This is a genomic window from Lysobacter sp. Root494, assembly GCF_001427225.1.
GTDB lineage: Bacteria > Pseudomonadota > Gammaproteobacteria > Xanthomonadales > Xanthomonadaceae > Agrilutibacter.
This window is the reverse complement of record NZ_LMFH01000005.1, coordinates 456,277-468,689: the sequence shown is the minus strand read 5'-3', so window position 1 is coordinate 468,689 and position 12,413 is coordinate 456,277. Positions and strand designations below refer to the sequence as shown.

General features: G+C 65.2%; 12 protein-coding genes. 6 read left to right on the top strand and 6 right to left on the bottom strand.

All coding sequences use genetic code 11. The annotated features are described in order from the left end of the window. Window positions 1-261: 261 nt before the first annotated feature. From ASD14_RS05455 to prmB, 3 genes are all read right to left on the bottom strand, one after another. Complete coding sequence (locus ASD14_RS05455; protein WP_162247694.1) at window positions 262-1,290, bottom strand: aspartate-semialdehyde dehydrogenase; 1,029 nt, start codon at window positions 1,288-1,290, stop codon at window positions 262-264. 145 nt (window positions 1,291-1,435) lie between these two features. Beyond that, window positions 1,436-2,578, bottom strand: coding sequence for a chorismate synthase (aroC, locus tag ASD14_RS05450; protein ID WP_056130128.1), 1,143 nt, complete (start codon window positions 2,576-2,578; stop codon window positions 1,436-1,438). A 135-nt stretch (window positions 2,579-2,713) separates the two neighbouring features. Continuing rightward, window positions 2,714-3,631 (bottom strand): 50S ribosomal protein L3 N(5)-glutamine methyltransferase, encoded by a 918-nt coding sequence (gene prmB / locus ASD14_RS05445; protein ID WP_235565354.1) that lies wholly within the window; start codon window positions 3,629-3,631, stop codon window positions 2,714-2,716. A gap of 227 nt (window positions 3,632-3,858) precedes the next feature. Here prmB and ASD14_RS05440 point away from each other — a divergent pair, with 227 nt between their 5' ends. Both ASD14_RS05440 and asd read left to right on the top strand, forming a co-directional pair. Continuing rightward, complete coding sequence (locus ASD14_RS05440; RefSeq protein WP_056130122.1) at window positions 3,859-4,503, top strand: SCO family protein; 645 nt, start codon at window positions 3,859-3,861, stop codon at window positions 4,501-4,503. Continuing rightward, window positions 4,500-5,372: an archaetidylserine decarboxylase gene (gene asd / locus ASD14_RS05435; protein WP_056130119.1), complete on the top strand. Its 873-nt coding sequence runs from the start codon at window positions 4,500-4,502 to the stop codon at window positions 5,370-5,372. Before ASD14_RS05440 ends, asd begins: the two co-directional genes overlap by 4 nt. Window positions 5,373-5,416: 44 nt before the next feature. Here asd and ASD14_RS05430 read toward each other — a convergent pair whose 3' ends face one another. Beyond that, window positions 5,417-6,961 (bottom strand): transglycosylase SLT domain-containing protein, encoded by a 1,545-nt coding sequence (locus tag ASD14_RS05430; protein WP_056130114.1) that lies wholly within the window; start codon window positions 6,959-6,961, stop codon window positions 5,417-5,419. Between the two features lie 218 nt (window positions 6,962-7,179). Between ASD14_RS05430 and ASD14_RS05425 the strand changes: the two genes are divergently transcribed. The 3 genes from ASD14_RS05425 to greB all read left to right on the top strand — a co-directional run bounded on the left by ASD14_RS05425 (window position 7,180) and on the right by greB (window position 9,896). After that, window positions 7,180-8,712, top strand: a complete 1,533-nt coding sequence (locus ASD14_RS05425) for a helicase HerA-like domain-containing protein (protein WP_056130111.1) — start codon at window positions 7,180-7,182, stop codon at window positions 8,710-8,712. Between the two features lie 103 nt (window positions 8,713-8,815). Continuing rightward, window positions 8,816-9,313: a copper resistance protein NlpE gene (locus ASD14_RS05420; RefSeq protein ID WP_056130108.1), complete on the top strand. Its 498-nt coding sequence runs from the start codon at window positions 8,816-8,818 to the stop codon at window positions 9,311-9,313. A gap of 79 nt (window positions 9,314-9,392) precedes the next feature. Next, complete coding sequence (greB, locus tag ASD14_RS05415) at window positions 9,393-9,896, top strand: transcription elongation factor GreB (RefSeq protein ID WP_056130106.1); 504 nt, start codon at window positions 9,393-9,395, stop codon at window positions 9,894-9,896. Here the strand turns inward: greB and ASD14_RS05410 are convergent. Beyond that, a complete protein-coding gene (locus tag ASD14_RS05410; RefSeq protein ID WP_056130104.1) occupies window positions 9,893-10,291 on the bottom strand; it encodes a low affinity iron permease family protein in 399 nt (132 codons plus the stop codon). The genes greB and ASD14_RS05410 overlap by 4 nt on opposite strands. A gap of 200 nt (window positions 10,292-10,491) precedes the next feature. On the opposite strand from ASD14_RS05410, the gene ASD14_RS05405 reads away from it, so the two are divergent. Continuing rightward, on the top strand, window positions 10,492-10,923 hold the full coding sequence (locus ASD14_RS05405; RefSeq protein ID WP_157475098.1) for a hypothetical protein: 432 nt from the start codon (window positions 10,492-10,494) through the stop codon (window positions 10,921-10,923). A 79-nt stretch (window positions 10,924-11,002) separates the two neighbouring features. Here ASD14_RS05405 and rimO read toward each other — a convergent pair whose 3' ends face one another. Next, window positions 11,003-12,334 (bottom strand): 30S ribosomal protein S12 methylthiotransferase RimO, encoded by a 1,332-nt coding sequence (gene rimO, locus ASD14_RS05400; RefSeq protein ID WP_056130098.1) that lies wholly within the window; start codon window positions 12,332-12,334, stop codon window positions 11,003-11,005. Window positions 12,335-12,413 lie beyond the last annotated feature (79 nt).

Here is a 12,413-nt window from a genome sequence, read left to right as displayed (position 1 = left end):
GCCATCCCCGCGCGACTCTAGCCCTCACTGCAGGCGGTTTGCAATGAAGCTGCTGCAAATGCTTGAGCAGGTTCAGATTTCCCGCTTCTCCGCGTTGTTGAAGCGAAGCTTGCTCCGCTGCTTTTGGTTTCCCTCGACGGGCCGGAGCACCAGCCGACCAAGCTCGACTCTACAAAGCAGGGAATATAGCGCCGCGCCTCCGCGGTGCCGGGGCCGCCGGCACTCAGGGCACCGCACAGTTGCGACGCTACAGCCAGAAAATCAGGCGGTTTCGGCGATGACCAGCTCCGCCAGTTGCACCGCATTGGTCGCGGCGCCCTTGCGGATGTTGTCGGCAACGACCCACATGTCGAGGCCACGCGGATGCGAGACGTCCTCGCGCAGGCGGCCGACGTACACAGGATCGTTGCCGGAGGCGTGGGTGACCGGGGTCGGATAGCCGCCGGCCTTGCGTTCGTCGACCAAGACCAGGCCTGGTTGCGCGGCCAGCAGCTCGCGTGCCTTGTCGACGCTCAGCTTCTCGCGCGTCTCGATGTGCACGGCCTCGGAGTGACCATAGAACACCGGCACACGCACCACCGTGGCGTTCACCAGGATGCTGTCATCACCGAGGATCTTGCGGGTCTCAGTGACGAGCTTCCATTCCTCGGTGGTATAGCCGTTGTCGAGGAAGTCGCCGCCGTGCGGGATCACGTTGAAGGCGATCTGCACCGGGTACACCTCGGGCTTGGCGTCCTGGAAGTTGAGCAGCGCCGCGGTCTGGCGGCCTAGCTCCTCCATCGCCTTCACCCCAGTGCCCGAAACGGACTGGTACGTCGCGATGTTGATGCGCTCGATCCCCACGGCCCGATGGATCGGCGCGAGCGCAACCATCAGCTGCATGGTCGAGCAGTTCGGATTCGCGATGATGCCGCGCGGGCGGTTCTTCGCGGCTTCCGGGTTCACTTCGGAGACGACCAGGGGAACGTCGGCGTCACCACGGAATGACGAGGAGTTGTCGATGACGACCGCGCCGGCGGCCGCGAACTTCGGCGCGTATTCCTTCGAAACCGCACCACCCGCCGAGAACAGCGCGATGTCGACGCCGGTGGGATCGAACGTGGCGAGGTTTTCCACGACCAGCTGGCGGGCGCCGAAATCGATCTTGCTGCCGGCCGAGCGCTCGCTCGCCAGTACGTGCAGCTTGCCGATCGGGAACTGGCGTTCGGCGAGCACCTTCAGCATGGTTTCGCCGACGGCGCCGGTGGCGCCCACGACAGCTACGGTATAGGTCTTGCTCATTGCTTCGATATTCCTTTGATATGGCGGCCGATGGCGTCGGGAATTGTGTGCCTTGCCGGACGCGGAACTGGGTTGTCGTGCCTGAGGTGCGCGCGGCGCGGCTGCAACCGGGGCTTCCCGAACCTGTTCCGGGGAAGCTGCAAGCAGCCGGCCGCTATCGTTTTTTCGCGTCCGGATCGACGGCGCTGCGTTTGCCCGGAATGCGTGGCGTCACTTCACCGACGTCGCCGCACTGGGCCCGATGGCGCAGCGCCTGGTCCATCAGCACCAGCGCGACCATGGCTTCGCAGATCGGCGTGGCACGGATGCCGACGCAGGGATCGTGGCGGCCGGTAGTGATGACTTCGACTTCGTGGCCCGCGGTATCGAGGCTCTGAACCGGGAGGCGCAGGCTCGAAGTCGGCTTGAAGGCAGTGGAGACGCGCAGCGCCTGCCCCGTGCTGATGCCGCCGAGGATGCCGCCGGCATGATTGCTGAGGAATCCGTCCGCGCTGATTTCGTCGCGATGGAAGCTGCCCTTCTGCGCCACCGACGCGAAACCGTCGCCGACCTCCACGCCCTTCACCGCATTGATCGACATCAGCGCCGCGGCGAGTTCGCCGTCGAGCTTGCCGTAGATCGGCTCGCCCCAGCCCGGCGGCAGTCCGTCCGCGATCACGTCAACGCGTGCGCCGACGGAGTCGCCCGACTTGCGCAGGGCGTCCATGTAGCTTTCCAGCTCGCCGACCTGCGCTGCGTCGGGCCAGAAGAATGGATTGGATTCGACGACGGCCCAGTCGATGCTGTCGGCGTCGGAGTTGCGCGGAACGACGCCGCCGATCTGCGAAAGATGGCCGCGCACCTGCACGCCGTACTTTTCCGCGAGCCATTTTTTCGCGACCACCGCGGCCGCGACGCGCATCGTGGTCTCGCGCGCGCTCGAACGCCCGCCACCGCGCGGATCGCGGATGCCGTACTTCTGCCAGTAGGTGTAGTCGGCGTGCCCCGGGCGGAACTGCGCGGCGATGTTCGCGTAGTCCTTGCTGCGCGCGTCGGTGTTGCGGATCAGCAGCGCAATCGGGGTGCCGGTGGTGACGCCTTCGTATACGCCGCTGAGGATCTCGACTTCATCGGCTTCATGGCGCGCCGAGGTGTGGCGCGTCTTGCCGGTGGCGCGGCGTTCCAGGTCGTGGCGGAACTCTTCGGGCGTGATCGCGAGCCCCGGAGGGCAGCCGTCGATCACGCAGCCGATCGCCGGACCGTGGCTTTCGCCGAAGGTCGTCACTGCGAAGAGCTTGCCGAAGGTGTTGCTGGCCACGGGATCAGGCACCTGGAGTTCGCGCCCGAAAACCGGCGCGGATGATGTGGGCGGATAACGCCTTGAAATATACGGGAAAGCTGCGGCGGTAGAACGTCGCGCTCTTATTCGATGTGGCTATGCCCGCCGGCAAAATCAGCCGCGTGCATCCGCCAGCTGTTTGATGCGGGCCCGATGCTCGACGAGATCGTCGCGTTCCACCACGAAGATCCCCATCTGCCCCACCTTGAACTCCACCCACGCCATCGGCAGTTCGGGCAGCAGCTCGACCAGCGCGTTCTCCGCCTCGCCGACTTCGCAGATCAGCAGGCCGTTCTCGCTCAGGTGCTCAGGCGCGTCGCGCAGGATCTTCAGCGCGAGATCGAGGCCGTCGTCGCCCGCGCGCAGGCCGAGGTCCGGCTCGTACGAATATTCCTTCGGCAACGCATCGGTTTCGGCGTTGGTGACATACGGCGGATTGGTGACGATCAGGTCGTACACCTCGCCTTCCAGACCCCTGAACAGGTCCGACTTGCGCAGCGCGACGTTGGTCGCGTGCAGGCGTCCCTTGTTTTCCGCGGCGAGCGACAGCGCCTCGTCGTTGATGTCGACGCCGTCGACCTGCCAGTTCGGGTGGTAGTGCGCCGTGGCGATCGCGATGCAGCCCGAGCCTGTGCACAGGTCGAGCACGCGCTCGACGTCGCGACCGCCCAGCCACGGTTCGAAGCCCGAAAGAATCAGCTCGGCGATCGGCGAACGCGGTACAAGCGCGCGGTGGTCGCTCTTGAAACTGAGGCCGGCGAACCAGGCCTCGCCGGTTAGATAGGCGGCAGGAACGCGCTCGTTGATGCGGCGTTCGAACAGCGCCAGCACCCTCGCCTTCTCCTCCGCGGTCACGCGCGAGGGACCGTAGACGGGACTGAGATCGTGCGGCAGGTGCAGCGCGTGCAGGACCAGCTGCGTGGCCTCGTCCAGTGCGTTGTCGTAGCTATGGCCGAAGGTCAGGCCCGCTTCGCTGAAGCGGCTGCCGCCGTAGCGGATCAGGTCGATGATCGACACCTGCTCGAACGACAGTTCGGACGCGACCTTGCTGGAACTGGGGGATTCGGCGGTCACGGCAGGTTCTGCGGAAAAGGAGGGGCGGCGATTATACGGGGCCGCAGCAGCGACGCCGGACAGGAAGAAGCATCGAACCGGCCCGGGCGCCCGCAGCCGGTCAGTCCATGGTCCCCCGCGTGACCATCCCAAGGCGGAACAATGGCGGGCGGTTACCATGTGCGCGCATTTTCCGGGAACCGACGATGTTCAAGCGCTCCACTCTCAACATCCTGCTGCCGGTGCTGGCGGCGATCCTCGGCCTGGCCGTGGCCTGGCGCTGGTTCGGTGGCGAGCCTTCGCCGGAGCGACCGGCGCTGCGCGCCGTGACGTTGTTCAGTCCGGCCCGCGAAATCCCATCGTTTTCGCTGCGCCAGTCCGATGGCACGCCGCTGATCCCGGGCGAGCTGAAGGGCCACTGGACGCTGGTCTTCCTCGGCTTCACCCACTGCCCGGACGTCTGCCCCACGACGCTCGCCCAATTGGCGGGTGCGCAGAAACAGTGGGCGCAATTGCCGGAAGCGACGCGACCGCGCGTGCTGTTCGTTTCGGTCGATCCGGAGCGCGACACGCCCGACGCGATCGGCGAATACGCGCACGGCTTCCACCGCGACACACTCGCCGCAACCGCCGATGTTCCGGCGCTGGAATCGTTCGCGAAGTCGTTGAGCATGGTGTTCGCCAAGGTGCCCGCTCCCGATGGCGCGCCCGCCGACCAGTACTCGATGGACCACAGCGCGTCGATGGCGGTGCTCGACACGCAGGGCCGGCTGTCCGGCTTCATCACGCCGCCCTTCGATCCGAAGGACATTGCGGCCGACATGACTGCATTGAGCGAGGCTGCCAAGTGAGCCCGATCACCGCTCTCACCTACGTCCTGCCACACCGCCTGCTGTCTTCGCTGGCGCGCAGGCTGGCTTACTCGCCCAATCGCGCGGTCAAGCAGTGGCTGATCGATACGGTGACGCGCAAGTTCGGCGTCGATCTCGATGAAGCGGCAAATCCCGATCCCACCAGCTATCCGACGTTCAATGCCTTCTTCACCCGTGCGCTCAAGCCCGGCGCGCGCACCGCCGATCCGGATCCACGCGCAGTGCTGATGCCGGCCGACGGCAAGATCAGCGAGTGCGGCCATATCGGCCGTGCCGATGAAGGCGTGCTGCACGAAGACGCGGGCCACATCTTCCAGGCCAAGGGGCACGGTTTCACCACGGCCGACCTGCTCGGTGACGAGGAAGCCGCGCGCGCATTCGATGGTGGCGTTTACGCGACCGTCTACCTGTCGCCGAAGGATTACCACCGCGTGCACATGCCGTGGACCGGCACGTTGCGCGAAACCGTGCACGTGCCTGGCAGGCTCTTCAGCGTCGGCCCGGATGCGGTGGGTTCGGTGTCGCGCCTGTTTGCCCGTAACGAAAGGCTTGTGTGCCATTTCGACTGCGACTTCGGCCCGATGGCCGTGGTGATGGTCGGGGCGCTGCTGGTATCCGGCGTCGAAACCATGTGGGGCGGCGTCGAGATTCCGCCGTACGGCGGACCGATCACGGTGAAGGACTATCGCGAGCGGAACATTACCCTCGAGCGCTTCGCGGAAATGGCGCGCTTCAATTACGGTTCGACAGTCATCGTGCTGCTGCCGAAGGGCGTCGCGGAACTTGCGCCGCAGCTCAAAGCGCAACTGCCGGTTCGGTTGGGAGAAAAGCTCGCGACGCGGATGTAGCGTTTACACGCTACGTCGCGCGTCTTCGACCTGCTCGCGGGAAATCAACCGCCGCAGCCATCCAGCTTCAACTTCTGCCCCGGCCGGATCGCAAATCGCGGTCCCTTGATCTTGTTGTTCTTCGCAAGGTCGCCGGTATCGCACTGGAACTTCTGCGCGATGGCGGTGAGCGTTTCACCCCGCTGCACGCGGTAATGGGCCGGGCGCTTGGGTTTGGTGTCCTTGCGCTTGTCAGCCTTCGCAGACGTGATCGTCTGAAGCGGCTTCGCATCACCATCCTCCGCTTCCGAAGCCGCAAGCGTACCCACGGTCGAAACCGGCCCCATCCGCACGATCGCCGTCGTCGGGTCACTCAGCACCAGCGTACGGGCGAGGTCGGCGCGCGCCCCCGACGTGCACCAGCGGTTGTACAGGCCCACGATCTTGGTCGTCGCGTTGATCGTGGTGCCGGCGGGCAGCCAGCTTTCGGCCTGGTAACGTGGATTGAGGTTGCGCAGCGCGCGCATGTAGCCCTCGCGCTCGCCGCGGTTTCCGAGGCAGATCGTCAGCTGGTAGATCGAGCTGGGCTGCGCCAGGCGCAGCGTCGCCGGCTTCGCGTCCACCTTCGGGAAGGTCAACCCGTACTCGGTCGGGTGCAGGTACAGCCACGCGGCCGCAATCACCATCGGCACGTAGTCCTGCGTTTCCGACGGGAACTGGTTGTAGACGTCCGCGTCCCAGAAGTTACGGCCGCCACTGCCCTGGTAGACGCGCAGCGCCCGTCCTTCGCCGCCGTTGTAGGCCGCCAGCGCGAGCTCGATGCTGCGATTGAGTTGGCCCATGCGTTCGTTGAGATACGCCGCGCTGGCTTCGGCGACGGCGCGCGGGTCGTAACGGGTGTCGAAACCGGTGCCGTCGTCGCCAAGGCCGAAGCGGCGTCCGGTCGCATACATGAACTGCATCGGGCCGGCCGCGCCGGCGCGCGAGGTCGAATGCACCTTGCCATTGGATTCCTTGGCCATGATGCCGAACAGCAGCGCCTCGGGCAGGCCGGCGCGCTCGTACTGCGGCCACATCAGGTGGCGCATGTACTGGTAGTTCTCGTAGCTGCTGATCAGCGGCCCGCGCATGTCGGTGAGCCAGCGGCGGATGCCGGCCTGCACGGCGGGATTGAACTGCACCATCTTGTCGAAGCGATGGTCGTCCGAGAGCAGGTGCGCGGCGTGCGCGGCTTCGGGAACGTCCGCGGTGAGCGCACTGGCGTGGTCCTCGTCGGCTTCTTCGTCGGAAGCCTCGGCTTCCGCGTCGGCGTTCAGCTTCAGCAGGCGCTTGTAGGCGGCGAGCATTGTCGGGACGGAACAGCCGCGCTGCTTCATGCAGTCGGCCACCACGTCTTCCATGTCCTCGAGCGCGGCGTCGCTCTGCTTCTGCCCCTCAGGATCGGCGTTGCCGATCATGACCACGGCTTCGCGGTACCTGGTTTCGGCGGCCTGCATCCGCTGGTTGAGCGCGTCGACTCCCTCCTGGTCGCGTCGTGACAGTGCGGCGGCGTTGCCGGAAATCGCCGCAAGCACGGCCAGGACGAGGATGGAGCGGAACTTCTGTGACATGGGGAAAATCAGCTGGACTGGCGAAACGAAGACGGGAGGGTAGACGCGCAACCCCGTCGCGGCAATGGCGAAAAGAGCGCCAGCGAACCTGTATGCGCTACCCCGTGCAACGGAACTCGCGTAATGCGATCGGAGTCCGGTTGCGGGGTTGGTGTGCCCGCGGCAAGGAAAGTTCGACGCTGGCATAGAATCCCCCAACCATTCATCCGGACCCACCCATGGCAGACAACGCGATCCTTATCGGCAAGGCGGTCACTTCCCCGGATTCCCTGCCCGAGACGCACGGACAGGTCTTCCTGCAGGGGCGCCTGGGCAACCGCCACGGACTGGTCGCGGGTGCCACGGGCACCGGCAAGACGGTCACGCTGATGACGATCGCGGAAGGTTTCTCGCGCATGGGCGTACCGGTGTTCCTCGCCGATGTGAAGGGCGATGTCGCCGGCCTCGCTGTCGCGGGCGCGATGAACGACAGGATCCAGGCGCGCGTGAAGGAGATCGGCATCGCCGATTACGTGAACGAAGCCAGCCCGGTCGTGTTCTGGGACCTCTTCGGCAAGAACGGCCATCCCATCCGCACTACGGTGAGCGAGATCGGCCCGACCCTGCTCTCGCGCATCCTCGAGCTGAACGACACGCAGAGCGGCGTGCTCGACATCGTCTTCAAGCTCGCCGACGACCGCGGCCTGCTGCTCCTCGACCTGGAAGACCTGCGCGCCCTGCTCGGCCTGGTCGCCGATGAGCGCAAGGACATCTCGACGTCCTACGGCCTGGTGAGCTCGCAATCTATCGGCGCGATCCAGCGCTCGCTGCTGCGCCTGGAGCAGGAAGGCGGCGAAATGTTCTTCGGCGAGCCCGCGCTGGAACTCGCCGACCTCATGCGCACCACGACCAACGGCCGCGGCGTCGTCAACGTGCTCGCCTCCGAGCAGCTGATCCTGAAACCGCGCCTGTATTCGTCCTTCCTGCTGTGGTTGCTGTCGGAATTGTTCGAGCAGCTGCCGGAAGTCGGCGATCTCGACAAACCCAAGCTGGTATTCGTCTTCGACGAAGCGCACCTGCTGTTCGACGACGCGCCGCCCGCGTTGCAGCAGCGCGTCGAGCAGGTCGTGCGCATCATCCGTTCCAAGGGCGTCGGCGTGTACTTCTGCTCGCAGTTTCCCGACGACGTGCCCGACGAAATCCTCGGCCAGCTTGGCAACCGCGTGCAACATGCGCTGCGTGCCTTCACGCCGCGCGACCAGAAGGCGGTGAAGACGGCCGCGGAAACGTTCGTCGCCAATCCGAAGCTCGATGTCGCCGAAGCGATCTCGCAACTCGGCACCGGCGAAGCGCTGGTCTCCACGCTGCAGGACAAGGGCATCCCGATGCCCGTCGAACGCACGCTGATCGCACCGCCGCGCTGCCGCATGGGCGCGATCACCGACGCCGAACGCGCGCAGGTGCGCGCCGGCAGCCCGGTGGGCGCGAAGTATGACAAGGGGGTCGACCGCGAATCCGCTGCAGAAATGCTGGCCAAGAAGGCCGAGGTCGCGACCGAGCAGGCCAAGGCACCGCCGGCAAAGACGCGCGAACAGGACGATGCCGAGGAAGGCGGCTTCGGCCAGTCGGTAAAGGATGCGGTGTTCGGCACCAGGCGTCGCCAGGGCATGGTCGAAACGATGGCGAAGCAGACCGCGCGCACGGTGGGCAGCCAGATCGGCCGCCAGATCCTGCGTGGCGTGCTCGGCGGCATCTTTGGCGGCCGCCGCTGAGCACGATGATCGACGCGATGGTGCAGCGCAGGTTGACGCGCCAGCTGCGTTCGCCTCGAATGCGCGCTCGCTTTCGCCCCTTCATCTCCACAGGAGTGTTTCGATGAATCGCATGTTGCTGCTGGCCGTCATGGCTTCCACGCTCGCCATCGCCGCGTGCAAACCGCAGGCGCCGGCCGAGCCCGCCGCAGAGGCCGCGCCCGCTGCAACCGTCGAGCCCGGCGCTCCGGTCGCGGTCGAATCGGCGCCGAGCGTCGCCACCGCTGCTCCCTTCGACGTGAAGGGCTTCGCCGGCACGTTCAGCGGCACCCTGCCGTGCGCGGATTGTCCCGGTATCGACACGACGATTTCGCTCAAGCCCGATGGCACCTATACCGTGCACGAGGCTTACCAGGGCAAGCCGGACAGCTTCGACGGCGACGGCACCTGGACTGCGGAGGAAAACGGCCAGCGCGTGCGCCTGGATCCGAATTCCAAGAGCGAACAGGACCGCCTGTTCGTGGTGAAGTCGAACGATGAGATCGAGAGCCTCGACCTCGAAGGCAAGCCGATCGCCGCCGAAATGCCGCATGCACTCAAGCGCGAAGGCGTCGCGAAATAACGCAACATCGCATAACGAAGCTTTTGCGCAAGCCGAAGGCGGCCCGTCAGAATGGGCCGCCTTCTCTTTTGGAGCAACGATGGGTCGCTGGCGTCCACCTGCCGAAAAGAGCACGGCGTTGATCACGCCCGAGGGGCATGCACGCCTCAAGGCCGAGCTCGACGAGCTCTGGCGCTTCAAGCGGCCGGAAGTGGTGAAGGCGCTGGCCGCCGCGGCGGCCGAAGGCGATCGCTCCGAGAACGCCGAATACACCTATCGAAAGAAACAGCTCGGCGAGATCGATCGCCGCGTGCGTTACCTGTCCAAGCGGCTGGAAGCCCTGCGCGTGGTTGGCGAAGCGCCAAGCGATCGCGAAGCGGTTTTCTTCGGCGCAACAGTCGAAGTGGAAAACGTCGTGTCGGGCGACACGCAGCGCTATCGCATCGTCGGCCCCGACGAAACCGACGCCAGGCACGGCCACATCAGCATCGACTCGCCGCTGGCGCGCGCCATGCTCAAGAAACGCATCGATGACGAATTCGAAGCACAGCTGCCCGGCGGCGTGCAGCAGTTCGTGATCGTGGACGTCGCCTACGCGAACTAGCCGCGCGGCGGCGGTTCGCCGCGATCCTTCCCGCGCGAACGCTTGGCGATGTTTTCGTATTGCTCGCGCAGTTTGTCCAGCTCGTCTTCCTCGCGTTCTTCCAGGTCCATCAGGCGGTTGTGGGCGCCGCGCGTGGCGCGGATCAGTTCGTCGAGCTTGAGGTGCATCGCTTCCGTGTCGCGGTTCTGCGTCGCCTGGATCAGGAACACCATCAGGAACGTGATGATCGTGGTGCCGGTGTTGATCACCAGCTGCCAGGTATCGCTGAAGCCGAAGATCGGGCCGGTGACAATCCAGGCGAGCACCACGAGTAACGCCAGCCCGAAGCAGAGCGGTCGTCCGGTAAAGCGCGATGCCATCTTTGCCACACGGGTAAACGCATTGTTCGATGTCATGGCCTGCCTCGCTTTTTGCTCGATGCGATCAGTATGCACAGCACCCGAATGGGTGAGGTGGACGCAAACCTGTCCTTGGCAGGCATTTCCCCAACGTTTACTGGGTGCGGACAGCCAATCCGCCTGCGCCGGGGAGTCGCCGGCATTCCCCGGCCGGCCATCGCCCGGCACCAGCGGTTTTTACCGCGAAGGAATCACCCATGCTCCGCGCCCCGCGTTCCACCTTATCCCTGATGGTCGCCCTGGCCCTCGGCATCGCGGCATTGCTGCCCTCACCGCAGGCGTGGAGCCAGGAAGCCCCGCACGGCATGGTGTCCATTTATCACGTCGCGCCTGGAAAACATCTCGAGTTCCTGCGATGGAACGCGGCGCGCGACGCCGCGTCCGTCGAAGCCGGGATCGGCCCGACGCAGTGGTATGCCCATCTCGATGGCGACAGTTGGGATTATGTGGGCATCTCGCCGGCAACCACCGAAGCGCAGGACAACCAGGTGGATGCAATCCTCAAGCGCAACCGGCTCACGACCGGCTTCAAGGCCTCGCTCGAGTTCAGGACAATGATCACTTCGCACACCGACACCTACGCGATCGGGCCGACCACGGCCGCCGCACTGATCGATTCCGCGAAATAGGCAGCTCGCGGCAGCGGTGCTTCAGTCGATCGCTGCCGCCTCGTGCCAAGCGCGCGCGTCCCGCGTTTTCAATTCGAGATCACGCATCGAACGGCACTTCGCCGTACAGATCGTGCTCGTCGCTGCCCATGATCTCGACGTCGACGAATTCACCGGGCTTCAATCCGGCTTCGAAACCGTTCTGGATCTGGACGAGGCCGTCGATTTCCGGCGCATCGGCCATCGAACGCGCAATCGCCAACTCACCGTCGAGCGCGTCGACCAGGCAGCGCTGGATCGTGCCGACCTTGGCTTCTAGCTTGGCGCTGGAGATTTCCGCCTGGCGTTCCATGAAGCGCGCGAGGCGCTCCTGCTTCACCTCTTCCGGCACCGGATCGGGCAGGTCGTTCGCCGCAGCGCCGTCGACCGGCGAATAGGCGAAGGCACCGACGCGATCGAGCTGGGCTTCGTCGAGGAAATCGAGCAGTTCCTCGAACTCGGCCTCGGTCTCGCCCGGGAAGCCGACGATGAAGGTCGAACGGATCGTGATGTCCGGGCAGATCCCGCGCCATTTGTGGATGCGCTCGCGCACCTTGTCGACCGCGCCCGGGCGCTTCATCAGCCTGAGCACGCGCGGGCTGGCGTGCTGGAACGGGATGTCGAGGTACGGAAGCACCTTGCCTTCGGCCATCAACGGAATGATCTCGTCGACGTGCGGATACGGATACACGTAGTGCAGGCGCGTCCACAGGCCGAGTTCACCAAGGCCTTCGCACAGCGCCTTCATGCGTGTCTGGTACTGCCTGCCGCGCCATTCGCGCTCGGCGTATTTCACGTCGACGCCGTAGGCCGAGGTGTCCTGCGAAATCACCAGCAGTTCCTTGACGCCGCCCATCGCGAGCTTCTCGGCTTCGCGCAGCACCTGGTCGACGGGGCGCGAGACGAGGTCGCCACGCATCGAGGGAATGATGCAGAAGCTGCAGCGGTGATTGCAGCCTTCGGAGATCTTCAGGTAGGCGTAGTGCTTCGGCGTCAGCTTCACGCCTGTGTCGGGCACCAGGTTGATGAAAGGATCGTGTTTCGGCGGCAGCGCCTTGTGCACGGCTTCCATCACGCTGGTGTAGTCCTGCGGGCCGCTGATCGACAGCACGCCTGGGTGTGCCTCGCGGATCATTTCTTCGCGCTTGCCCAGGCAGCCAGTGACGATGACCTTGCCGTTTTCCGCCATCGCCTCGCCAATGGCGTCGAGCGATTCGGTCACGGCCGAATCGATGAAGCCGCAGGTGTTCACCACGACGACATCCGCATCATCGTAGGTCGGCACAAGGTCATATCCCTCGACCTTGAGCTGGGTGAGGATGCGTTCGGAATCGACCAGCGCCTTGGGGCAACCGAGGCTGACGAAACCGACTTTGGGATTGGCGAGGGACATGACGGCGGAAACCAGGAGAAGGCGAAAAAACACGCAATTATACCGGCAGCCCGCAACGCGGACGGGCAACTTGCAGGGC